Origin of the sequence: Paenibacillus agaridevorans (assembly GCF_018604145.1) — a bacterium.
Lineage (GTDB): Bacteria > Bacillota > Bacilli > Paenibacillales > Paenibacillaceae > Pristimantibacillus > Pristimantibacillus agaridevorans.
This window is the reverse complement of record NZ_CP075889.1, coordinates 862,113-886,497: the sequence shown is the minus strand read 5'-3', so window position 1 is coordinate 886,497 and position 24,385 is coordinate 862,113. Positions and strand designations below refer to the sequence as shown.

Here is a 24,385-nt window from a genome sequence, read left to right as displayed (position 1 = left end):
TTAATCGTCCTCCTTCGATGCTTTATCCTTATGCCGCCAATCGACGACCGCGGCCAGCAAACCATCAATTGTAGCTTCTTCCGCTTCGACCGTCACCTCAAGGCCGACGCTTCGCACCGTCTCGGAAGTGATTGGGCCAATGCTAGCAATCGGGATGCCCGACAGTGCCCGCGCGGGCTCCTCGATCCCGTTTTTCCGCAGCAGGGTCATCAGGTTGGTTACGGTCGAGGAACTGGTAAACGTAATGATGCCGATAGCTCCCTCGCGCAGCCAATCCATCACGAATTCGTCTTGCGTATCGGCAATCGACGTCTCGTATACGTCCGCCTCGACCGCCTCCACGCCTCGTTCCCGCAGCAGCCTCGGCAATACATCCCTCGCGAGATCGCCTCTTGGCAGCAGCGCTCTCTCTCCCGGCTTCATCCAGCCTTCAACCCGATCCAGCAGCGACTCCGCGTGGAATTTGACAGGCAGCTCCTCAGTCAGCAGCCCCCTATGCGCCAACGCCTCCGCCGTCTTGGGTCCGACAGCTGCGATTCGAGCCTTTGAGAAGGCACGTATATCCAGACCGAACCGGCGCAGCCAGCGGAAGAAATAATCGACCCCGTTCACGCTCGTGAAGATCAGCCAGTCGTAGCTCCCCGCTTCCGCCAGCTTCTCCTTCAGTGCCTGAATCTCCGCTTCGCCCTCCGGCTCGCGAATATCGATGACCGGGAATTCGCAAGGCTCGCCGCCCAATTCCTCGATGGACTCCGACAGCTCGCTTGCTTGCGCGCGCGCTCTAGTCACAAGCACTCTCGTGCCGAACAACGGCTTGCGTTCGAACCAGCGCAGCTTCTCCCGTTGAAGCACGACCTCGCCGACGATAATGACGGCTGGCGGCTGGAAGTTCGCCGCCTTAACCTTCTCTTCGATATCGGCAAGCGTACCGACCAGCGTCCGCTGCTCCACGCGAGTTCCCCAGCGGACCAGCGCTACCGGAGTCGACGCGGGTTTGCCGTGCTTCATAAGCTGCTCCGCGATGTATCCAATCTTGGCTACGCCCATGAGGAACAACAGCGTGCCGGTCGCATTCGTCACCTTGTCCCAATAAATGGAACGGTCCAGCTTATCCGGGCTCTCATGCCCCGTCACGATAGACAGCGAGGAAGCCAGATCGCGATGGGTGACCGGGATGCCGGCGTAAGCCGGAACGGCAATGGCCGATGTGATGCCGGGTACGATCTCGAATTCGATGCCGTTATCGTAAAGCAGCTCCGCTTCCTCTCCCACGCGCCCGAAAATCGTCGGGTCTCCGCCTTTGAGCCGCGTTACCGTCTTTCCGGCCAGCGCCAGATCGACGAGCAACTGATTGATCGCTTCTTGCTTCATCGTATGGCGGTCCGGAAGCTTGCCGACGTAGATGAATTCCGCAGTCGGCTTGACATGCCGGAGCAGCCGCGGGCTTGCCAGACGGTCATAGACGACGACGTCGCAACGCTCCAGACATTGCAGGCCGCGCACCGTAATCAGCTTGGGATCTCCCGGACCCGCGCCGACCAAATATACTTTCCCCTTGTCCATCATTATCCCCCGATTTCCGCCAGAATGACATCTCCGCCTGCCGCAAGCAGCGCATTCGCCACTTCCTTGCCCAGCTCGATGGGATCGGTCCCGCGTTTGATCTCTTTCAATAGCGTAACGCCGTCAGGCGAGCCGACGATGCCGGTCAATTCCAGCACCGGCACGGCCCCGGCACGGTCTACGATGACGGCATGCGCCCCGATCGGCACTTGGCAGCCCCCTTGCAGCGTGCCCAGGAAGCTCCGTTCGGCTTTCACTGTCAGCTCCGTATCGGAATCATTAAAGAGATTCAACAGCTCCCTGACGTCGGAATCGCCTTCCCGGCATTCGATGCCAAGAGCGCCTTGCCCGACCGCCGGCGTGCAGATATCCATCGGAATATGGGCGGAGACTCGATCCTCCCAGCCCATTCTTGACAAGCCTGCTGCGGCGAGAACGATGGCATCGAACCCTTCGGTCTCCAGCTTGCGGATACGGGAATCAATGTTGCCGCGGATCGACTCCAGCTGCAAATCCGGTCTCGCATGCTTCAGCTGGCAGGAGCGTCGCAAGCTGCTTGTGCCGACCTTGGCGCCAAGCGGCAGATCCTGCAGGCTGTTCCCTTTCTTCATGATCAGACAGTCGCCGGGATGGACCCGCTTAGGCGTAGCGCCGTTAATCAGCCCTTCCGGAAGCTCGTAAGGCATGTCTTTCATGCTATGTACGGCAAGATCAATCTCTTTATCGATAAGCGCTTGTTCGATTTCCTTGACGAACAGCCCTTTGCCGCCCACCTTGGACAAAGTGACATCCAGAATCTGGTCGCCTTTGGTCAGGATTTTGCGAATTTCGAACGTATAGGGCAATCCATGCTCCTCGCATATCGCTTCGAGCTGTTCAATGACTTGTCCCGTCTGCGTCAACGCAAGCGCGCTTTGTCTCGTTCCTACCGTAATCACGCGTTCCTCTCTGCTCATTCCATCTGCCTCCCAATCGTTATCTCCAGCAACACAGCATACCACTCATCTAGTCCAAGCGTTCCTGCAGCCCCGTCATCCATTAACGCGCCTTCGGCTGCAAGTCTCAACACTTCGCGTCTAACACGTTCGTTCTTTTGCGTCTTGTATACATATTCCCTTAGCTGTCGCAGCCGCTCCACGCGTTCTATATATTGCGGACCGTACTGCCGTTCCAGCTCGGTTCTGATCAAAGCCGACAAAGAAGGGCTTGCTCCAGAAGCTGTCACGGCCAGCAGCAAATCGCCTCTGCGCACGACGGACGGCGAAATAAAGCTGCCCGACGCCGCATCGTCCGTCACGTTGCACCATATTCCGCGCCGATTCGCAGCCAGCGCAATTGCGGCATTCAACATCGCATCGTCCGTGCAAGCGAAGACCAGCCACACATCCGCCAGATCGCTCTCCTGGTAGGCACGCTGCTCTAAAATGATGTTTCCCCCGTCCGCAAGGGCGGCAATGCCTGGCGTCACCGCAGGACTTACCAATCGAACCCGATCGGCGCCCCCCTCCAGCAGCCCCTTCAGCTTCCGCTCCGCCACAATCCCTCCGCCGATAACGGCGCATAACTTTCCCTTTAAGTCCAGCGCGGCCGCGTAATACGTTGGTCTCTCCTTATGTTCCCTTGCCAGTTCCACCGTAACGATGCCCCTCTCAAGTTACTACGTCGAGCCGAACATCCCCGTCCCCGTCAATGGAAGGAAGAGAAGGCGCTGGAAGCCAAATTCAGCAGGAGCACAAGAAACGCGATCAGATAAAGCTTGGCAAGCTGCTCCCCGGTACGCCTGTTTCTGGCGCGCTGATAGATGTATACAATAAACATGACAAGCGCGGCAAACGAGGACAGCACCTTCCAATCCAGCAGCAACACGATTCGCCCCTCAACAAGCAGCGAGGTAACGGCGATAGAAAGCGACATCGCGAGCAGCGGCACTCCGATCATCACGGCGCGATCCGAGAAACGTTCGATCATACCCAGGCTGGGATAACGCCTCACGAACTTCGACCAGCGTTTGCTCTTAAGCCGATGATGAAGAAACATGTACATCCCCGCGAGCAGGGCCCCGAAGGTCAACGCCGCATATGCGCATACAATAAGGCTGATATGTACGTATAAGAGCTCTCGTGTCGTCTGCCCTACCGCATTCTCGTTGCCTTGGGCCGCTCCGGCATATAAATTAAGGGCCAATACGGCGAATCCGACGACATTAACGAAAAAGACGATGTAATCGATGGAATAAAAGCGGCTCATCACAAGCGATACGGTCACGATCAGCCATGAAAAACATAACCAGTATTCGAATGCGGATATTTGCGATAAATCCAGATGGGAGACGAGCCTCATAATCAGGTAGCCCGTTTGAAGCACCCATACAAAAACAAGGAGCCCTGTGCCTATCCGTTTTGCTCTCCGGCTTGCATTCATGAAGTCGGAGAAATAAAACAGAAGGCTCAGGGCGTAAACATACAGTATCGTATCGTATAACCAATTTGCTGTTCCCATAACCCCTCCGCGTTGAAACCTTCCAGCCGATCAAGTAGGGGCAAAAGCAGGTGCCCCCGCCTGTTGCTGAGCATTCTTGACCAGAGCCGTCGATGCGTTCGGCTTGGAGGCGCCCGCCGCCTTCTCGGCAGCTCCCGGATATAGTCCGGACTGCTGCTGCGATTCCGCAAGCTCCTCCAGCGCGAACAGCTTCACGAACATGTCCATCGCTTCCTCTGCCCGCTTTTCGCCGGCCATCTCTTTAATGCGCAATATGGGATCCTGTATCATTTGGTTCATCATGCTTTTGGTCAGCTTGCGAATCACCTTTAGCTCGCGTTCGCTGAGGCCAGGCAGCTTTTTCGTCAGGCTGTTCATCGTCTCGTCATGGATATCCGTCGCCTTCGTCTGCAGCGATCGGATAAGCGGCACGACGCCCAGCGTCTTGTACCATTGCTCGAAGGCAACCATTTCGTCGTCGATCATAACATCGATTTTCGCCGCTTCGCGGCGGCGCTGATCCAGATTGCTCTCCACGATGCCTTCCAGATCGTCAATATCATATAAAAAGACGTTCTCGACGGCAGCGATCGTTGGATCAAGATCACGCGGAACGGCAATATCAATCATGAACAACGGCTTGGACTTCCGGCTCTTCATGGCTTCGGCAACCTGCAGTCGATTAAGAACATAACTCTCCGAGCCCGTCGAACTAATAATAATGTCCGTTTCCGGCAGCTTCTTTAAACCTTCCTCCAGCGATAACGGGGTGCCGCCGAACTTGTCTGCAAGTTGAGCAGCGCGCTCGAAAGTACGATTGACGACAAGAATACGCTCTGCCCCGTTCGCATACAAGTGTTTGGCTGTTAGTTCGCCTGTGTCGCCTGCCCCGATAATCATAACCGTCTTGCGGTTGAATTGTCCAAAAATCTGCTTGCCAAGCTCTACGGCCGCATAACTTACGGAAACAGCCGATTCGCCGATCGTTGTCTCCGAATGGGCGCGTTTCGCCATCGTTACCGCCTGCTTAAAGAGCATATTAAATACGGTGCCGGTCGTCTTTTTCTCCTGGGCAAGCAGGAACGCGTCCTTCACCTGACCGAGAATTTGGGTCTCCCCGATGACCATGGAATCCAGGCCGCTTGTCACCTTAAAGAGATGACGAATGGCGGCTTCGTCCTCGTACATGTAGAGATGGTTGGTAAATTGCTCTCGCGGCAAACCAAACCACTTCTCCATAAAGCTGCGAATATAATGCCCGCATAATTGATGACGGTCGACGACGGCGTACATCTCCGTTCGGTTGCAGGTCGCCACGATGACACCTTCCATGATGCTCTTCGTTCCGATCAAGGCGTTTAGCGCTTCCGGCAGCTCTTTCTCCGCGAACGTAAATTTCTCTCTAACCTCTACGGGCGCCGTCCGGTAATTCAATCCAACCGCGATGATGTGCATGCGTGGTATTCCCCCCTTCCTCCGCGAGCGCAAGCCTGTCCGTCTTCGCCACGTTCTTATTGGTCCGATAATCCGTTGATTGGAATTATTATAGCACAGTTCGACATTCATGCAGGGTTCATTTTTGACCAATGTTTGAAGAAATCCGCGCGGATTACATAATATGTACCGTCCAGCGGTCGATGTAGCATAGTATTTCCCTTATTCCGCAAAGAAATAACCATGGATTGCCTCCATGGTTTTTGGCATATGGTACATCATGAGCCGCGAATTACACCAGCTCGATCCGAGTCATCATTGGTTCTTCCACTTGCAGCTCGCCCATGCCACGAATACCAGCAGCATGGTCTGGGCAACTGCAATTGATTCGCGCTCACCTTGATGTTACCGCCCGTATACCGGGTCGTATAGCTCAGCACCGGATGCTTTCGACTCTTGAAACGAGGCGCATCATTCTGTTTCTTGGAGAAACGCTGAAACCCGTCAGCCAGATTTCGAACCGCCGATTGCAAGGCAATACTGTCCACTTCCTTCAACCATGAAAATTCTTGCTTCAAAGCGGGAAGCTGTGCGGCACAGGCGTTGTAAGAGAGGCCTTTCCCAGCAGCCTGAACCGACTCTTTCCACTTTGCCAAGAAGTGGTTGAACACAAAGCGGCTGCATCCTAATGTTTTACGCAAGAGCACGATTTGTTCTAATTTCGGATAGATCCGAAATTTGAATGCTTTATGCTGGAGCATAGCTTAGGTCACCACCCACAGTAGTTTTTAATACCTAAATCATAGCACATACGTTCGCTTCTAACCACCAGCAAAATTCCCGATTCATCCCCTGCCTACACTTTCATTTCGTGAGTATGGTATCTTAGAGGCAGAGGTATTCACAGTGAATGTAATAAATCAATCAATTCCGGATTTGGAGGTATTTTTATGACAGTAGGCTCGCAAGAAGACATGGATGGACTGAAGAAGATCGGCAAAATCGTCGCATTGACGATTCAAGAAATGAAAAGCAGCGCGCGCGTCGGAATGACGACAAAGGAATTAGACGAAATCGGGGGACTGTTTCTGGCAAAACACGGAGCCGTTTCCGCGCCTAAGTTAACTTACAATTTCCCCGGCGACACTTGCATTAGCATCAATCGGGAAGTCGCACACGGCATCCCGGGCAAACGCGTCATTAAGCCTGGCGATTTGATCAACATCGATGTTTCGGCTGAATTGGGAGGCTATTATGCGGACGCTGGACATTCCTTTGTGATCGCTCCATTCAAGCCGGCGTTAACGCGACTATGCCAATACACGCACAATACGATGATGAAAGTGATCTCGTCGCTGAAACATGGAGTGAAGTTAAACGAAGTAGGAAGGATTATCGAAAGCGAGGCCAAAAAAGGCGGCTATAACGTCATTGAGAATCTGTGCAGCCACGGCATCGGGAAAGCTCTCCACGAGGCCCCGCAGGAGATACTGCCGGTTTACAACAAGCACGATAAGCGCGTATTAAAAGAAGGAATGGTCATTACGATCGAGCCCTTTTTGTCCACGGGCGCGGGGTATGTCGTCGAGCAAGCGGACGGATGGACTTTAAGCGTGCCCGACAATAGCTTCGTTGCGCAACACGAGCATACCATTATCATTACGAAGAATGAACCCATTATTTTGACCGCCGTATAGCAGCCGTTAAGAGGCTGTCGATTCATTGTGCAAAGGTGAAATGGCGGGCAAATCTCCGGCATGAAATGAACGGGAGCAACTGTAACGGAAATGAAAGGCGTTATTTCAGCAAAAAGCGGCACTTCGCGAATCTAATGGAACTGACAGCCCTTATGATGGGCAAAAGTCCGCGGTTTGCCTGGATTTCTCACAAATAACGTCGCACAGTTCCGTTAGATTTTAATATCGCCCCAAAAGCTCCATATAAGGCCCCTAATTTCCGTTAACAGGTTGGCGATGATGGATTGCAGCTTCATTTCCAATTTTGCACACAATGAATCGACGGCCTCGTTAATGCCGTTAGATCTCTGCAAGAACAAAACGTCCAGCTATCTCCTAACGGACAACTACAATAAAAAGCGGCCGCATGTGTGCGGCCGCTTTCCCTTCGCCCCGAAGCTTCACTTATGCCTCCAGCGAAAACAGTTTATGTGTAAATATAGGATTTCTTTACAAATCGATACAATTGCGCTGAATTCTCATCCTTATGGTAGAACATCGTTTTCTTGCTCGCTATTGTAGCCGATCGCATCCGTAATGACGTCCCAGAGCTGATCGCGGCCAAGCCCGGTCTCCGAAGAGAACAGGACGACGGAGTCGCGCGGGTCGGCTTCCAGCGCCGTCTTGATCATCTTGATATGCTTGTCCCACTTGGAACGCGGGATCTTGTCCGCTTTCGTCGCTACGATACAAGTGGGGATCTCGTAATGCTTGAGCCATTGGTACATCAGCACGTCGTCCTTAGAGGGCTCGTGGCGGATATCGATAACGAGCAATTGAAGCTTGAGCGGTTCGCGTTCCCTAAGATACGTCTCGATCATCTCGCCGAACTGCTCTCGCTGGGTTTTGGATACTTTGGCGTAACCATAGCCGGGGAAGTCGACGAAATAAACCATATCGTTGACCCGATAATAGTTAAGCTGCTGCGTTTTCCCGGGCTGCGAGCTCGTACGAGCCAGGTTTTTGCGCATGATCATCTTGTTGATCAGCGAGGATTTACCCACATTGGAACGCCCTGCCAGAGCAATCTCCGGCAAGGCATCCTCGGGGTATTGATGCGGCTTAACCGCGCTGATGATGAATTGAGAATCTTTTATTTTCATGAAATTGGGGTACCCGCTTTCTCTGCTGTTCCTGCCGGAACGAGTGCTTGGAGCAGAACCTCGTCCATATGCCCCACCGGCACGAAAGTCATATCTGCTTTGATGCTGTCCGGGATGTCCTTTAAATCGCGTTCGTTATCCTTCGGAAGCAGTACCTTCCTTATACCCGCCCGATGCGCGGCAAGAGACTTCTCCTTTAAGCCGCCGATCGGCAGCACGCGGCCGCGGAGCGTAATCTCGCCGGTCATCGCCACTTCGCGCGAGACATACCGATTCGTCAGCGCGGAGATGAGCGCCGTCGCGATCGTAATGCCAGCGGATGGACCATCCTTCGGAATGGCTCCTTCCGGGATATGGATATGGATATCGTTTTTCTCGTGGAAGCTCGGATCAATGGATAACTCCAACGCTTTGGAACGCGTATAGCTAAATGCAGCCTGCGCGGACTCCTTCATCACGTCGCCCAGCTTGCCCGTCAGCGTCAGCTTGCCGCTGCCCGGCATGACGGTCACCTCGATGACCAGCGTATCGCCGCCGACCTCGGTCCAGGCCAGCCCCGTAACGGCGCCAATCTGATCTTCGCTTTCGGCCAAGCCGTATCGGAACTTCGGAGGCCCAAGCCATTGCTTAACGAGCTCGCTGTCCACCTTTAGCGGCTTCGTCTCCTGCTCTTCCGAACCTTCTTCAGCTGTTTTTACCTCGGATACAAAATGTTTGGCCGCCTTGCGGCAAACGGCTGCGATTTGCTGCTCCAGATTTCGTACGCCGGATTCGCGCGTATACTCGCGAATTAACAGCTGCAGCGCCTCGTCCGTCAGCTCCAGCTGCGTTTCCTCAAGACCGTGGTCGCGCTTCTGCTTCGGCAGCAGGTAACGCACGCCGATCTGTTCCTTCTCCAGCTCCGTGTAACCCGGAATGTACAGCACTTCCATCCGGTCCAGCAGCGGACGCGGAATATTGTGCAGCGCATTAGCCGTCGTCACGAACATCACGTTGGAGAGGTCGAAAGGAACCTCGATGTAATGGTCGCTGAACGTGTTGTTCTGCTCGGGATCGAGCACCTCAAGCAATGCTGACGAAGGATCCCCCCGAAAGTCCGAAGCCATCTTGTCGATCTCGTCGAGCAGGAACACCGGGTTAAGGCTGCCGGCCGTCTTCATCCCCTGCATGATGCGGCCCGGCATCGCGCCGACGTACGTTCTGCGATGACCTCGAATCTCGGCTTCGTCGCGCACGCCGCCCAGCGAGATGCGCACGAACTTCCGGTCGAGCGACTTCGCAATGGATCGGGCCAGCGATGTTTTGCCGACGCCGGGAGGGCCTACGAGACAGAGGATAGGTCCTTTCATCTTGCCCACGAGCTGTTGTACCGCCAAATATTCCAGTACGCGCTCCTTCGGTTTCTCCAGGCCATAATGATCGTCGTTCAAAATATCCTCGGCCTTCTCGATGCTGAGATCATCATTTGTTCTCTTGTTCCACGGCAGCGCGAGTAACCAATCGATATAATTGCGGATGACTCCGCCCTCAGCCGAGGAAGGCGGCATCTTCTCGAGCCGTTCGATTTCCTTGACGACCTTTTCCTTAACCGCTTCGGGAACGCCGGCTTCCTCCAACTGGCTTCTAAGCTCTTCGGCCTCGCCCGCCCGGCCTTCCTTCTCGCCGAGCTCCTTCTGGATGGCCTTCATCTGTTCGCGGAGGTAATATTCCTTCTGCGTCTTCTCCATCTGCTTCTTGACGCGCTGGTTGATCTGACGCTCCAGCTCCAGCACTTCGCGTTCGTTATTCAGCAGATCCAGCAGTCTTTCCAGCCTCGCAGCCACATCGATCGTTTCGAGAATATCCTGTTTGTCCTTGATCTTGAGCGACAAATGGCTTGTAATGACGTCCGCCAGGCGGCCAGGATCGTCGATATCCGATACTGCCGCATAGGTTTCCGGAGTAACCTTTTTCGATAACGAAATATAATGCTCGAACTGGCTCAGGACGGAGCGCATCAATGCGTCCACCTCTGGATCGTCCGTATCCTCCTCCGGCAGCTCCTTCGCCATAACCTCATAAAACTCGTCATTCGTTACATAGCTCTGCACCTCTGCGCGAACAACGCCCTCCACAAGTACGCGAATGGTGCCGTTAGGCAGCTTAAGCATCTGCCTGACCTTCGCGATTGTGCCAACCTTGTAAATATCCTCCTGCGTCGGTTCTTCGATATTGACCTCCGACTGCGAACACAACAAAATCATGTGGTCTTCGACCATTGCCCGCTCCAGCGCGCGGACGGATTTATCCCTGCCCACATCAAGGTGGAGCACCATGCTTGGATAAACAAGTAATCCTCTCAGCGGAAGCAAGGGCAGCCGGCGACCTTTCGACTTGCTTGGTCCCATACCTGCACCTCCATTTCTACAGCATCTACCTTATCTTATCACTCCGCGGAATCCGCCTGCAAATAAGGAAGGCTGCTTGGCCTAAACAATTCGCTCACGGCAGGCACTTCTTTCTCCTCTCGAGCGGTCTCCAACTCTGGAAATACGTGCCTGAATACCTCTTCCACCCTATCGACAGGTATAACCTTGAGTCCGTCCAGATCGGCGAAAATCGCCTGCCAATTCTCCTTGGGTATGATGACCTGCACCGCCCCGGCCTGAAATGCCGCCTCTACCTTGGCGAGCACGCCGCCGACCGGCTTCACGTTGCCATGAATGCCAACCTCGCCCGTCATGGCAAGCTTGTTGTCGATCGGCAACTCCCGAATTGCCGAAGCGATCGCCGTTGCCATCGCAATGCCCGCGGATGGTCCATCGATCGGAGTCCCGCCCGGGAAGTTGATATGCAAGTCAAAGTCCTGCGGATTCAGGCCGATTCTGCGGAGCACCGTCAACACATTCTCGACGGAACCCTTTGCCATACTCTTACGCCTGAGCGTACGCGAGCCTCCCCCCAACTCTTCTTCGTCAACAACGCCAGTAATGTTGAATGTACCTTTGCCGGAATCAGCGGGAATAGCGCTCACTTCGATCTCCAGCAGCGTCCCCATATTGGGACCGTAGACGGCAAGACCGTTCACGAATCCCACCTGGGGCTCGTTTGGCACTTTGCGGTCCGGGCGAGGCGGAATTTGGCTGCTGTTGACAACCCATTCGATATCGGCTGCCGCGATGGCATCCCGTTTCTCCGATAGAGCCACGCCTGCTGCCAGTTGAATAACGTTGACGGCTTCCCGGCCATTCGTAGCATACCGCTTTACGACGTCGATCGCCTCCGGGCACGGAGGAAATCCGATCTTCTTCACGGCATTCTCCGCCACCTGCGCGATCTCATCCGCCAGCAGCGGCCGGAAGTATACTTCCATGCAGCGGGAACGGATCGCAGGCGGGATTTCGCCGGGGGAACGTGTCGTGGCGCCAACAAGACGGAAGTCCGCTGGCAATCCGTTCTGGAAAATATCGTGTATGTATAACGGAATATTGGCATCCTCGGAATGGTAATAGGCGCTTTCGAGGAATACCTTGCGATCTTCCAGCACCTTTAACAATTTATTCATCTGCACGGGATGCAATTCCCCGATTTCGTCGATGAACAGAATACCCCCATGCGCTTTCGTTACGGCGCCCGGCTTCGGCTGCGGAATGCCCGCCACTCCCATCGCTCCGGCCCCTTGATAAATCGGGTCATGAACCGAGCCGATGAGCGGATCCGCAATGCCGCGCTCGTCGAATCTGGCCGTCGTCGCGTCAATTTCCGTAAATTTCGCATCGGCCAGGAAAGGCGATGACGGATTTTTTTTCGCTTCCTCCAGCACGACGCGGGCTGCCGCCGTCTTGCCGACGCCGGGCGGTCCATAGATGATGACATGCTGAGGATTGGCGCTGCAAAGGGCGGCCTTCAGCGCGCGCAGACCGTCTCGCTGTCCGATAATATCGTTCATCGTCTGCGGACGCGTTTTCTCCGCGAGAGGTTTCGTAAGCGAGATGGAGCGAAGCTTTCTGAGCTTGTCCATCTCCTTCTTGGACTCTCTATCAACAGCCGATCGGTTCGTCTTCTGGTTGCGAAGCAAATTCCAGAAGTACAATCCAATTACCACGGCAAAGAACACTTGAATCAGCATTAATACCAAACTTAAACTCATAACCTTCCCGCTCCTTTCATACCAACCGTATTCTGTCAGTATTGCCGCTTGGATACAGGAATAATCGCTTGCCCTGCCAGAAAAAAAGAAGAGGCCTTCTGACAGTCGTTAGACGGTTCAGATAACCTCATTTATTGTACATTAGGCGTGGGCGTGATTTTTGCGTCCCGGAATTTCGCCGGTGGCCTCAAACACGGTCACGATGTTGTCGATTTCCTTCTTCAGCTCGTTAAGCAGCTCCGCTTCCGGCACTTTGCGAATCATCTCGCCGTAACGGAACAGCATGCCTTCACCTCGAGCGCCCGCGATGCCGATATCCGCCTCGCGCGCTTCGCCTGGACCGTTAACCGCACAACCCAGCACCGACACCTTGATGGGTACCTTGATCTTGGAGATATACTCCTCTACCTCGTTGGCGATAGAGAACAAGTCGATGTCCAATCTGCCGCATGTCGGGCAGGAAACGAGCGTAGCCGCGTTGGTAATGAGACCGAAAGTCTTAAGCAGCTCGCGCGCAACCTTTACTTCTTCAACAGGATCGGCGCTGAGGCTGATCCGAACCGTATTGCCGATGCCCAGAGCCAGCAAAGCTCCTATGCCCGCCGAACTCTTGATCGTGCCGGTATGCAGAGTGCCTGCTTCCGTAATGCCAAGATGCAGCGGATATTTGATCTTCTCTGCAGCCATGCTGTAGGCCGCGATCGCCATTGGCACGTCGGACGCTTTTAGCGAAACGATTATGTCGTGAAAGTCGAGCTCCTCGAGAATGCCAATGTGGAAAAGCGCGCTCTCCACCATGGCTTCCGGCGTCGGATAACCGTATTTCTCCAGCAAGTGATTCTCCAGAGAACCTGCGTTGACGCCGATCCGGATTGGAATCCCCCGTTCCTTGCAAGCTTTCACAACAGCTTCCACACGCTCGCGGCGGCCGATGTTGCCGGGATTAATCCGAACCTTGTCGATGCCGTTTTCGATTGCGGCAAGAGCCAGTCTGTAGTCAAAATGAATATCCGCAACGAGCGGAATATGAATTCGTTTCTTAATTTCCTTGATCGCTTCTGCAGCTTCTTTGTTATTGACGGTTACGCGAACGATCTGGCAGCCCGCTTCTTCCAGACGAAGAATCTCGGCCACGGTCGCCTCTACGTCAGCCGTCTTCGTCGTACACATGCTCTGAATGATGACTTCATTGCTGCCGCCGATCGTCAGATCGCCGACTTTCACCGGAATCGTATCCTGGCGTTTATACATTATGATCTCTCCCATCATTGCGTCCAATCTGGGGAAACGTAGTACGAAGATGGTGCCGACAATTGGACTTTGAACACGTTATAACTACTACGCCGAATCAGCGGAAAGGTGACAAAAACGTCAAAGTCCACCCCGCGGCAAGCGTGTTATCGCAGGCCACGGGGTGGAGTATCGTCCCTTATCAGGCGCTTTCTTCCTTCTTCTTGCCCTTCTTGGCGGAAAGCTCAGGCATGATCTTCTCCTGCACGGATTTCTCCGTAATCAGGCAAGTGTTCACGTCATCGCGCGTCGGAACTTCGTACATCACGTCGAGCATAATGCCTTCGATGATGGCGCGAAGACCGCGGGCGCCGGTATTGCGTTTGATGGCTTCCTTCGCGATCGCGTCGAGCGCTCCGGGCTCGAAGTCGAGCTTTACGTTGTCCATTTCGAGCAGTTTCTGGTATTGCTTGACAAGAGCATTCTTCGGTTCGGACAAAATCCGTACCAATGCCGGCTCGTCAAGCGGCTCCAGCGTCGAAATGACAGGCAAACGGCCCACAAACTCCGGAATAAGACCGAATTTCAGCAGATCCTCAGGCAATACCATGCCCAAGTATTCGCCCGGCTTCAAATCCTTTGTCGTGTCTCCCGCGGAGTTAAAGCCGATGACCTTTTTGCCGATCCGGCGTTTGATCAATTGCTCGAGGCCGTCGAATGCGCCGCCGCAGATAAACAGAATGTTCGTCGTATCGATCTGGATAAATTCTTGATGCGGATGCTTGCGTCCGCCTTGCGGCGGAACGGATGCGACCGTACCCTCCAGAATTTTTAGCAGTGCCTGCTGTACGCCTTCGCCGGATACGTCGCGCGTAATCGACGGGTTCTCGGACTTGCGGGCTACTTTGTCGATCTCGTCGATGTAGATAATGCCGCGCTCGGCTTTCTCCACATCGTAATCGGCGGCTTGAATCAGCTTGAGCAAAATATTCTCAACGTCTTCGCCTACGTAGCCGGCTTCCGTCAAGGAAGTGGCGTCGGCGATGGCAAACGGCACGTTAAGAATTTTGGCCATGGTTTGCGCCAGCAGCGTCTTGCCGGAGCCTGTAGGACCCAAAAGCAGAATATTCGACTTCTGGAGCTCGACGTCATCGATTTTGCTGCCGGAATTAATCCGCTTGTAATGGTTGTAGACGGCAACGGATAACGACTTCTTGGCGAAGTCTTGACCGATGACATAGGAATCCAGAATGGCGCGAATATCCTTCGGCTTCGGAATATCCTTCAGATCAAGCTCTTCATCGTTGCCGAGCTCCTCTTCCACGATTTCTGTGCACAACTCGATGCATTCATCGCATATATAGACGCCAGGACCGGCGACCAGCTTGCGCACCTGATCCTGCGATTTGCCGCAGAACGAACACTTCAATTGACCCTTTTCGTCATTGAATTTGAACATGTACTCACCCCTTGAATGTTTATGTTAGCCCAGCGGCGCCGTAATGACCCTGTCGATCAGACCGTAATTCAGGGCTTCTTCCGCGCTCATAAAGTAATCGCGGTCGGTGTCGCGATCAATCTTCTCATATGGCTGACCTGTACGGTCGACATAGATTTGATTCAGCTTCTGCTTCGTCTTGAGAATCCAGTCGGCATGAATCTTGATATCCGTTGCCTGGCCTCTGACGCCGCCGAGAGGCTGGTGGATCATCACTTCTGCGTTTGGCAGAGCAAAGCGTTTGCCCTTCGCACCGGCTGTAAGAAGAAGGGAGCCCATGCTTGCCGCCATACCCATGCAGATCGTGGATACTTCTGGCTTGATATACTGCATCGTATCATATATTCCCATTCCGGCGGTTACAGAGCCGCCGGGAGAGTTGATATACAGATGGATGTCCTTCTCCGGATCGTCGGCCGCCAAAAACAGCAGCTGAGCGATGATGGAGTTCGCGACATCGTCATCAATGGCACTCCCGAGAAAAATAATGCGATCTTTCAGCAATCGGGAGTAAATGTCATAGGACCGTTCTCCGCGATTCGTCTGTTCGACTACAATCGGTACCAGGTTCATGCGACCAACCTCTTTTCGTTGTGGACTTGGAATGCATCCTTATTGTAACACGTTAAGTTATGGATTGTCATTTCGCCGAATACTACAGTATACGGCGTCCGACGCCTGATATGTACGCTTCCCTGGCGGTCGAAGAGATCCGCCTATTTCATATGTAGGGTGAAAATAAGGCACGTTACATGCACGCGCCTTATCCTCGATCTAACCTATTCTTCTATGTCGCTTCCCATGCACGCGCATGGAGCGTATGTCAAACGGTATTAAGAGGTTACACTTTTAGGCAGTTTTGCTGTTGTCAAGCAGAAACTTGATCGTTTTGCGAAGGAGAATATCTTCTTGAAGGTTGCTAATGTTGCCGTTCTTCTCGAAAATGTCGCGCAGTTCTTCCGCTGGACGGTTGTATTGCTTGGACAGGTTCTCCAGCTCTGCAGCCAGATCCTCTTCCGTCGCGTCGAAGCCTTCGGCCTTCGCGATCGCTTCCAGCACGAGGTTGTTGCGTACGCGCTTCTCGGCGTCGGAACGCATTTGACCGCGCAGCGCTTCTTCGTTCTGGCCGGAGAACTGGTAATACAGATCCATGTTCATGCCTTGCATGCGCAGACGGTTCTCGAAGTCCTTCACCATATAGTCGGTTTCCGTGTCGATCATCGCTTCCGGAATTTCGACTTCGGCCGCTGCCGTCGCTTTGTCGACAACCGCTACTTCACGCGCTTGCTCCGCTTCCTTCTCCTTGCTTTCCAGAAGCTTCGTTTTCAAGTCGGCTTTGTATTCTTCCAACGTGTCGAACTCGCTTACGTCTTTGGCGAATTCGTCGTCCAGGGCAGGAAGCGCTTTGCGTTTCAGCTCATGCAGCTTCACTTTGAATACGGCAGCTTTGCCAGCGAGGTGCTCTGCATGGTACGTCTCAGGGAACGTAACTTCCACGTCCTTGAAGTCGCCAAGCTGCATGCCTACTACTTGCTCCTCGAAGCCCGGGATGAAGGAGTTCGATCCAAGCTCCAGGGAATAACGCTCGCTGAAGCCGCCTTCGAACTGCTCGCCGTCCACGTATCCGTCGAAGTCGATAACGGAGATGTCGCCATTCTGGGCAGCTCCTTCTTCGACAACCGTCAACTCGGCGTGACGCTGTTGCAGACGCTCCAGCTCGGCAGCCACTTCTTCTTCCGTTACTTCGGAGCTGACCGCATCGATCTCAAGGCCTTTGTATTCGCCAAGCGTTACTTCGGGCTTAACCGTTACTTTCGCGACGAACTTGAAAGATTGGCCTTTCGCGAATTGCGTAACGTCGATCTCGGGACGGTCTACAGGCTGCAGCTCGTTCTCTTGAACGGCAGTCGTATAAGCTTCTGGCAACAGAATGTCGATTGCATCCTGATAAAGGCTCTCTACTCCGAATCGGGATTCGAAGATTCCCCGCGGAACTTTGCCTTTGCGGAAACCAGGAACGTTAACCTTCGCCGCCACTTTCTTAAAGGCTTGATCCAGAGCGCCGGTCACTTTGTCCGCGTCCACCTCAACATCGATCGATACGATGTTCTTGTCTATTTTTTCCCAAGTTGCTTTCATTTTATGCCTTCCCCTCCAAAAATGCGCATGCATCCATAGTTTTCACGTTACATAAACCATTCTATTATAAACAAAGATGGACAAGTTATCAAGGCTGATGTTCATCGCCGCCCGTTTGCAGCAGCATCGCGATGCTTCTGAGCGTTCGGCAAGCCTGTTCATAACGAAATCTGAGACTGTCGGAAATGCCATATGTATCGCGTATATCGTCGTCGTTCGCCGAGCCGTACACCGTCAGATGCAGCGTAAGATGCAGCGCAGCCGCGAAACAATCCACCGTCGCATCCTCGTCTCTAAGCATCCACCCGTAAGCCGATGTCCCATAAAGGAATTGCAGGCTTTCCTTCCATAATTCCGTGGCGAAATGAGGCAGCGTCGGGTCGTCAACCTCCGCAACCGCGATCGTACGCTCCAGGATGTCGCCCACCGGAGCCGGGAATTCCTCTAGCGACAGCGGGGTCGCTTCGATCTCCAGCAAGATATCCTCATCCAGCCGTCTAAGCCGTATTTCCCCTGTCGCCCCTCTCCGCTTAAGGCATTGCAGCGCCTTGAATTGAAGGATGGGATGAAGGCTCTCATCCTTCAGCCATTCCAGGATGGCAGCGTCAACGCCGGGATCATCGATGTAGACGGCGCGCTCCAGCGCCAGCTGCTGCTGGTCCATCATAGGATGGTTGCGCATGATATAGAGCACCTGACTGATATAAGCTTCATCTTGAACGGGCGGCTTCAGCAGCTCGGCACGCAGCGCCTCTTCGTCCTGTCCGCTTTCCTGCGCGTTCTCTTCTGCAGCCTCGCTCCCCACCGGGAACGCCATCTCCAGCCAGCTCAGCAAATTCGCCCATTCCTCATAATGGCGTTTCTCCTGCCCCTGGCATTGCAGCAGAAACCGGAGAAGCTCCTTCGCTTCCCTGTATTGTTCGGCCTCCAGCATCCTCGTAAGCGAGATCTGGTACTGATCCAGCATGCTGGGGAATAAATAAACATTGTCTTTGCCATCGTTATGTGGCTCTTGAGGAGTCGTAATGATAACACCGCCTTAAGGCATGCTCGTAAATAGGTTCTGAATAATCCTGCGATCGATTATACCACGCATGGTCGTCCGCGCCAAACAAAGTCCGCTATCTTCAATGGCCATCGATATGTCCGTCAATCTTTTTTGAATTCCTCCATTTTTTTACTTGCAAAACCATAGGTCGGCATGATATATTATCAAACAGTGTCCCAGTAGCTCAGTCGGATAGAGCACTCGCCTTCTAAGCGAGTTGTCGGGGGTTCGAATCCCTCCTGGGACGCCATTACGTTGCCAATGATTGTTTTTTAAATAATGAAATCCCCGCGAGCCCTTCATTTTACTGGGCAAGCGGGGATTTTTATTTGTTCGGATTCAATGGAACTTTGGGAGCTCAATAGTAATATTCAGCTTGCGGTTGGAGACCATATAGTTAGCGTCGACAAGGCTGCAGAAATCAATGATTACGAATGGTGATGACGACAATTGAGACTTTTAAAATGCGCGCTATTGCTTCCGCTTATTGTATGGATTTGGACTTTGATGCCAGAATCCGCAATGGCAATCGATAAAGATCCATTACCTATTTATGCACCAATAAGCGAATATCGAATCGAAGTTTTCCCACTTCAACATCGACTCACTGTATTTAAAGAAGACATGCTGATCAAGCAGTATAGAGTCGCTGTCGGCAATCCGTCTACGCCCACCCCCGTCGGGGTTTACATCATCACTTATAAAGGGAAGGACTGGGGACCTTCATTTGGTCCACGCTGGCTTGGACTAAATGTTCCATGGGGCAACTATGGAATTCACGGTACAAACAAGCCCCATTCTATCGGCCAGCATCAAAGCCATGGCTGCATTCGCATGAATAATACGGATGTTTTGCAATTATTTGAGTTTATCCCGCTTGGCACAAAGGTTATCATCCACGGCCATGTGCTTGGCTACATGAATCAAGATCCTAGAGATTTGGCCGAAGGGGATGTTGGCGGAGACGTACAATTAATCCAATCCCGATTGAAGAGCGGCGGATATTTTACAGGTGAATGTAATGGCAAGTTCCGCTCGGATACTACGGCGGCTATCAAAAAATTTCAACGCGATCGGCATTTACTCCCCAACGGTGTAGTTTCGCGAACAATATATGAAGAATTGGGCCTCATCGAGTAGCAAAACTTAAGACATAAAGAATCGGCCGGACGAAACGCCGCCCGGCCCGATCTACTATTCACCCGCAGCAAAATAACACCTCCTGTCAATCGCCGGCGATCCCGTTATGACACAATGCTCCCTACGAAGAAAGAGCCGGCGGTTGAATAACCGTCGGCTTGGTTGTTGTTTTTCTATGGTAAAGCCAGCTCGTCTTCCGTCACCCATTTATGGTTTTTCACTTCTTCGCCGGTTGTCGTTGAGGTGAAATCGATCATATAGATGGTCGTCTGCTCCGCAGAATCAATGGTTGCTGCAGCACCCTCCATCCCCGTCATATGGTCAGCCTCCAAAACCACCTCATCGCCGGGCTTGAACGGTTCTTTGCCTGCATCCTTGATTTCTTCATGCACGACCCACTTATGATCCGTTACACGTTCACCGCCGCTTGCAGGAGTGTAAGACACGGTATATACCGTCGTGTCAAATGCGCCCGCAATCTTAGCTGCCGCGTCTTTCATACCGTCCATATGCGCATCAGTAATGACGGCCTCGCTTCCCTCGGGAAACTTCGGATTGGATGCTTTTTGCATCCCTTCCGGAGCCCCGCTTGAACCGGAATGATCCATGCCGGCGTGACCGTTATCCCCCTCATTCTGTATCCCGTTATTCGAGTCATTGGACTTGTCGTTATTGCCGTTCCCGCATGCGCCAAGCACCAGTGTAGCGGCAAGACCAAATAAGATCAGCGCTTTTTTCATTTTCTTTACTCCTTTCAGTAATGTATTTCGACTTACACAACTAATCTACCTTATACTTTTGAAGAACTTGTGTAGATTCATTTAAGAGTTTGGGAAGTCGAATCGTAAAGGTTGTACCCTTTTCGCTTTCTACTTTAATGCGCCCGTCGTGAGCCGCTATGAGCTGTTTTACAATGGTTAACCCGAGTCCGCTCCCTCCAATTCTGCGACTTCGCGATTTATCTGCACGGTAAAAGCGTTCAAACACGTTGGGCAGATCTTCGGGAGGAATCCCCTCGCCCGAATCTTTAACAACGATCCGGATTTCCGCTTGTTCTTCTGCTGCCGATATATTTACTTCACCATGTTCGGATGTAAATTTGAGCGCATTGCTCAGCAAATTCACCAAAACCTGAATCATCCGGTCATGATCTATGAGTGCCCGAACATCCGGATCGACCGAATAATCCAAGCGGACATGTTTCTCCCGATAGGACGCATCGACTAGATTGACGGCATGTTCAATGACCTCCGCAAGCCGCACTTCCTTTCGTACCAATTGAAAGCCGGGCGATTCGAGTTGGTTTAAATCTTCCAGTTCGGCGACTAGCTCCGTTAAACGTTCAATTTCTTCATAACAGGTATGAATGCGCGCGGGGGTCGGCTCCCAAATGCCTTCTTCCAGCGCCCGCATATGGCTTTTCAGAGTTGTCAATGGTGTTCGCAGCTCATGGGCAATATTCTCCGTCATCGTCACCCGAAGCTGTTCCTGATGCTGTAACTGCGCCGCAAGCGTGTTGATGGACCTTCCCAATTCGGCCAGCTCGTCTGTGCCGGAAAGGGAGACCCGCGCGTGCCACTCGCCAACCGTCATCTTTTCCGCCACATGCTTCATATGTACCAGAGGGGACGAGATCCGCTTGGCCACATAAAAGCCAAGCACGATCGCCAGCACAATTGACACGAAACATGTCCAAAGAATCGTTTGCAACAAAGCCAGCTCCAAATGGTAATTCAGTTCTATTAAGTCATGGCCTATAACAGAAGCTTGCGATTGATACATCTGAAAATGGTAGTGTGTTGAAATAACAAGTACCGCGCTTGAAACGACAACAATGCCGACCGCAGTGCCAATAATAATGAACGCGAGCCTCGAATAGAGTCGACGGTTCATACCGTTTCACCTGCGAAACGGTATCCGAAACCGTACACGGTCACAAGATAAACCGGCTTCTTCGGATCGCTTTCGATCTTGTGGCGGAGATTTTTTACATGCTGATCGATGGTACGCACATCACCTTCAAAATCGTGACCCAAAACGCGCTCAATCAGCTCGTCCCTTTGAAAACATCGTTGCGGATATTTGGCGAGCAAAAGCAAAATTTTATATTCGTTCGGCGTCAGATTCACCAGCTCGCCGGAACGAAAGACTTGCTGCTTCATCGAATCAATCATCAGCTCGCCATGATTAAACGTCAAACGGTCGGCTAGAAGCACATCATCATCCGATCGCCGTAATATCGTTCGAACCCTCGCCACGACCTCTCTAGGGTCAAATGGTTTTAACACATAATCGTCCGCTCCTACCGAAAGCCCTCGAATACGATTGTTTTGGGAAACTTTAGCTGTAAGCATGAGTATGGGAACGGAATCGATTTGCCGGATAGCCTGACATACTTGCTCCCCTTCCATATCGGGCAGCATTAAATCCAGTATCACAAAATCCACCGGCTGACTGCGCACACACTGAAGGGCTTCCCCCCCTGTCTCCACATCAATCGTCCGGTAACCTTCCTTTTGTAAATAAGATCGAATAACCTCGCGAATATTGTCTTCATCGTCGACAATTAAGATGGTTTTCATAACGTTCCCTGCCATTCTTTTTTTGATTGTAGTATAGTTGTCAAAAGTGTTTCGCATATAGTACAGAGGGGTACACTATATTTGAATCCAAAATAAAGGAGTGATACCCATGCATGAACATTACAAACAATGTATCGAAGAATGTCTGAAATGTATGCAGGAATGCAATCACTGTTACGATGCTTGCCTCAAGGAAGATAACGTTAAGATGATGGCCGATTGCATCCGACTGGATCGCGAATGTGCTGACATTTGCGCGCTGGCCGCTGCGGCCATGTCCAGAAATAGCCCCTTTGTGAAGGAAATCTGCCGTTTGTGTGCCGAGGTCTGCGAGGCTTGCGGCAATGAATGCGCCAAGCACGAACACCACGAGCATTGCAAACGCTGTGCTGAAGCCTGTTTCCGTTGTGCGGAAGCATGCCGGAAGATGATTGCGTAAAAAATAATTAAAGGGGGATTGCTTTTTCTAAAGCATCCCCCTATTTGGCTTATTTTAGCAACTTATTTACCGTGATTAAAAGCTCGTCTAGAACTTCATGATCGCCTTCTTCGATCCGTCCAACGACGCAACTTTTTAAATGGTGTTCTAAAAGCTGCTTCCCCAATCCATTAAGAGCGGACTGGATCGAAGCAATTTGAATCAAAACATCATCACAGTAAGTGTCTCGTTCGATCAGCCCCTTCACCCCTCGTACTTGCCCTTCGATCCGATTTAAACGATGCATCAAGCTGCGTTTCGTTTTTTCGGAATGATGACTTTTCCGCTCTGCAGAGGATGTATGGTCGCATGAGGTAGCCTCTAGTATTGTATTATCCAGTTCAATCAACTCCTTTCTATACACTTTAACATACCCCCCGACCCTATGTAAAGAGATGGGTTCCATATATTGGATTTTACACAACTGGACTCTTTTGTTGCTACCGTCGGCTTCATCCCGCGTATTACTGATTTGTTGCATCGCGTCGATGCTTAGGAATGGACAGGAACAGGAGAGAAACGATGACCAAGCTAAACGTCTTTATACGGATATGTATCGCAGTGTTGCTGGTATTGGGTATTATTTATTTGAGTTCGCTCGTCTCCTTCATCTTCACCCCTCTTCTCTCGCTTTTCAGCATTATTCTGACGCCGCTTCTGCTCTCCGGGTTTTTCTATTATTTGATGAGGCCGCTCATCGATTATTTGGAAGTCAAGAAGCTGAACCGGTCGCTCGCTATTCTGCTGCTTTATCTCGTTATTTCCTTGCTGCTCGCGGTGTTCTTCATCGGAGTCTGGCCTTCTCTGAAAAGCCAGGTGATGAACCTCGTGCATAACGCTCCGGCCATATTCGCGGGCATCAACGAACAGCTCGAGAAGCTGAGCGACAACGAGTATATTGCGCCTTTGCTGCCTGCCAATACGGACATTTCGGGACAGGTCACTGAGTTATTGAACAAAGGTTTTAACGTGGTTAGCAGCTCTGTATCCGGTCTTTTCACCTTCTTCTCCGACTTTGCGATCGTGCTGATCACCTTCCCGATCATGCTCTTCTACATGCTGAAGGAAGGCGGCAAATTCAAGAATCGGCTAGTCTGGTTCTTTCCTTCCCGCTATAAGGAGGATGGCCGTTCCATGCTGGGGGACATCGATCAGGCGTTAAGCAATTTTATCGTCGGAAGGGTCATCGTCAATCTGGCGCTCGGCGTTCTTATGTACATCGGCTTTCTTATTATCGGGCTGCCCTACGCGCTTCTGCTAACGGTGGTCGCGGTCATCTTGAATTTCTTCCCTGTCATCGGCGCGATCCTGTCCAGCATTCCGATCGTGATCATCGGGCTGATCGTGTCCCCGGCTACGGCCATCTGGTCGCTGGTGATCATTCTCGCGGCCCAGCAGGTTCAGGATAATCTGATCGCGCCTTACGTATTCGGCAAAAAGCTGGATATTCACCCGCTGACCACGATCATTCTCGTCCTGGTAGGCGGAGATATAGCCGGCATCGTCGGTTTCCTGCTCGTCATTCCGATCTACATGATCGTCAAGATCGTAGGAGTCAAATCGTACGAGCTGTACATCCGAACACGCAAGAACAGGGAGGAAACGCCGCCGCCCGCTTAACGGCAAGGCTCCGGTGTCCGACCAGAACAACAACCGCCCGGATCACCGGGCGGTTGTTGTTTTGAATTTAGAAGGACAAGATCACCCTGGCGGGTATTTGGCAAGCATAACGCCTACAGCTGCTCTTTCACCTGCTTTTTGGAGCCATAAGCGTTATTATCGCCTATGGACGCTAATCAGAGTTACTTTCCGGTCTATCGGCGTTTT

Annotated in this window: 21 protein-coding genes, 1 tRNA gene and 1 pseudogene; 5 read left to right on the top strand and 18 right to left on the bottom strand. The window is 52.4% G+C overall.

Annotated features, from left to right (window positions below; all coding sequences use genetic code 11):
- From cobA to KJW29_RS03495, 6 genes and pseudogenes are all read right to left on the bottom strand, one after another.
- Entirely contained in the window at positions 1–1,563 is a 1,563-nt protein-coding gene (gene cobA / locus KJW29_RS03520; protein ID WP_214630972.1) for a uroporphyrinogen-III C-methyltransferase, read from the bottom strand.
- 2 nt (positions 1,564–1,565) lie between these two features.
- Positions 1,566–2,519: a hydroxymethylbilane synthase gene (gene hemC, locus KJW29_RS03515; RefSeq protein ID WP_214628776.1), complete on the bottom strand. Its 954-nt coding sequence runs from the start codon at positions 2,517–2,519 to the stop codon at positions 1,566–1,568.
- The gene (locus KJW29_RS03510; RefSeq protein WP_214628775.1) at positions 2,516–3,196 is read right to left on the bottom strand and encodes a precorrin-2 dehydrogenase/sirohydrochlorin ferrochelatase family protein; all 681 of its coding nucleotides are present in this window, start codon (positions 3,194–3,196) and stop codon (positions 2,516–2,518) included. Before KJW29_RS03510 ends, hemC begins: the two co-directional genes overlap by 4 nt.
- 53 nt (positions 3,197–3,249) lie before the next feature.
- Positions 3,250–4,062: a cytochrome c biogenesis protein CcsA gene (gene ccsA, locus KJW29_RS03505; protein ID WP_214628774.1), complete on the bottom strand. Its 813-nt coding sequence runs from the start codon at positions 4,060–4,062 to the stop codon at positions 3,250–3,252.
- A 30-nt stretch (positions 4,063–4,092) separates the two neighbouring features.
- On the bottom strand, positions 4,093–5,496 hold the full coding sequence (hemA, locus tag KJW29_RS03500; protein WP_087566537.1) for a glutamyl-tRNA reductase: 1,404 nt from the start codon (positions 5,494–5,496) through the stop codon (positions 4,093–4,095).
- Positions 5,497–5,843: 347 nt separating this feature from the next.
- A pseudogene (locus KJW29_RS03495) lies at positions 5,844–6,236 on the bottom strand (helix-turn-helix domain-containing protein); the annotation flags it as partial.
- A 189-nt stretch (positions 6,237–6,425) separates the two neighbouring features.
- Here KJW29_RS03495 and map point away from each other — a divergent pair.
- Complete coding sequence (map, locus tag KJW29_RS03490) at positions 6,426–7,172, top strand: type I methionyl aminopeptidase (RefSeq protein WP_108993634.1); 747 nt, start codon at positions 6,426–6,428, stop codon at positions 7,170–7,172.
- 524 nt (positions 7,173–7,696) lie between these two features.
- On the opposite strand, the gene yihA is transcribed toward map, so the two are convergent.
- The 8 genes from yihA to KJW29_RS03450 form a co-directional block, all read right to left on the bottom strand.
- Positions 7,697–8,314, bottom strand: coding sequence for a ribosome biogenesis GTP-binding protein YihA/YsxC (gene yihA, locus KJW29_RS03485; protein WP_187104808.1), 618 nt, complete (start codon positions 8,312–8,314; stop codon positions 7,697–7,699).
- On the bottom strand, positions 8,311–10,701 hold the full coding sequence (gene lon / locus KJW29_RS03480; protein WP_087566540.1) for an endopeptidase La: 2,391 nt from the start codon (positions 10,699–10,701) through the stop codon (positions 8,311–8,313). The genes yihA and lon overlap by 4 nt, the downstream gene beginning before the upstream one ends.
- Positions 10,702–10,739: 38 nt before the next feature.
- Positions 10,740–12,443, bottom strand: a complete 1,704-nt coding sequence (gene lonB / locus KJW29_RS03475; RefSeq protein WP_214628773.1) for an ATP-dependent protease LonB — start codon at positions 12,441–12,443, stop codon at positions 10,740–10,742.
- Positions 12,444–12,584: 141 nt separating this feature from the next.
- Positions 12,585–13,694: a flavodoxin-dependent (E)-4-hydroxy-3-methylbut-2-enyl-diphosphate synthase gene (ispG, locus tag KJW29_RS03470; RefSeq protein ID WP_087566542.1), complete on the bottom strand. Its 1,110-nt coding sequence runs from the start codon at positions 13,692–13,694 to the stop codon at positions 12,585–12,587.
- Positions 13,695–13,875: 181 nt separating this feature from the next.
- Positions 13,876–15,132 (bottom strand): ATP-dependent protease ATP-binding subunit ClpX, encoded by a 1,257-nt coding sequence (clpX, locus tag KJW29_RS03465; RefSeq protein ID WP_087566543.1) that lies wholly within the window; start codon positions 15,130–15,132, stop codon positions 13,876–13,878.
- Between the two features lie 24 nt (positions 15,133–15,156).
- Positions 15,157–15,744, bottom strand: coding sequence for an ATP-dependent Clp endopeptidase proteolytic subunit ClpP (clpP, locus tag KJW29_RS03460; RefSeq protein WP_087566544.1), 588 nt, complete (start codon positions 15,742–15,744; stop codon positions 15,157–15,159).
- Between the two features lie 276 nt (positions 15,745–16,020).
- Entirely contained in the window at positions 16,021–17,310 is a 1,290-nt protein-coding gene (gene tig / locus KJW29_RS03455) for a trigger factor (RefSeq protein WP_108993637.1), read from the bottom strand.
- An 88-nt stretch (positions 17,311–17,398) separates the two neighbouring features.
- Positions 17,399–18,244: a hypothetical protein gene (locus KJW29_RS03450; RefSeq protein ID WP_246608559.1), complete on the bottom strand. Its 846-nt coding sequence runs from the start codon at positions 18,242–18,244 to the stop codon at positions 17,399–17,401.
- 287 nt (positions 18,245–18,531) lie between these two features.
- Here KJW29_RS03450 and KJW29_RS03445 point away from each other — a divergent pair.
- Positions 18,532–18,608 (top strand) — tRNA-Arg (locus tag KJW29_RS03445).
- 257 nt (positions 18,609–18,865) lie between these two features.
- Entirely contained in the window at positions 18,866–19,498 is a 633-nt protein-coding gene (locus KJW29_RS03440) for a L,D-transpeptidase family protein (protein ID WP_214628771.1), read from the top strand.
- A gap of 173 nt (positions 19,499–19,671) precedes the next feature.
- On the opposite strand, the gene KJW29_RS03435 is transcribed toward KJW29_RS03440, so the two are convergent.
- The 3 genes from KJW29_RS03435 to KJW29_RS03425 are packed head-to-tail and all read right to left on the bottom strand — an operon-like array spanning position 19,672 to position 22,080.
- Positions 19,672–20,238 carry a YdhK family protein gene (locus KJW29_RS03435; protein ID WP_214628770.1) on the bottom strand — a complete coding sequence of 189 codons (567 nt, stop codon included), beginning with the start codon at positions 20,236–20,238 and terminating at the stop codon, positions 19,672–19,674.
- Between the two features lie 40 nt (positions 20,239–20,278).
- Positions 20,279–21,391 carry a sensor histidine kinase gene (locus KJW29_RS03430; RefSeq protein WP_214628769.1) on the bottom strand — a complete coding sequence of 371 codons (1,113 nt, stop codon included), beginning with the start codon at positions 21,389–21,391 and terminating at the stop codon, positions 20,279–20,281.
- A complete protein-coding gene (locus tag KJW29_RS03425; protein WP_214628768.1) occupies positions 21,388–22,080 on the bottom strand; it encodes a response regulator transcription factor in 693 nt (230 codons plus the stop codon). The genes KJW29_RS03430 and KJW29_RS03425 overlap by 4 nt, the downstream gene beginning before the upstream one ends.
- 109 nt (positions 22,081–22,189) lie before the next feature.
- Between KJW29_RS03425 and KJW29_RS03420 the strand changes: the two genes are divergently transcribed.
- Complete coding sequence (locus KJW29_RS03420; protein WP_214628767.1) at positions 22,190–22,519, top strand: four-helix bundle copper-binding protein; 330 nt, start codon at positions 22,190–22,192, stop codon at positions 22,517–22,519.
- 49 nt (positions 22,520–22,568) lie between these two features.
- Here KJW29_RS03420 and KJW29_RS35925 read toward each other — a convergent pair whose 3' ends face one another.
- Entirely contained in the window at positions 22,569–22,898 is a 330-nt protein-coding gene (locus tag KJW29_RS35925) for a metal-sensitive transcriptional regulator (RefSeq protein ID WP_281426373.1), read from the bottom strand.
- Positions 22,899–23,080: 182 nt separating this feature from the next.
- On the opposite strand from KJW29_RS35925, the gene KJW29_RS03410 reads away from it, so the two are divergent.
- Positions 23,081–24,178 carry an AI-2E family transporter gene (locus KJW29_RS03410; protein ID WP_214628766.1) on the top strand — a complete coding sequence of 366 codons (1,098 nt, stop codon included), beginning with the start codon at positions 23,081–23,083 and terminating at the stop codon, positions 24,176–24,178.
- Positions 24,179–24,385 lie beyond the last annotated feature (207 nt).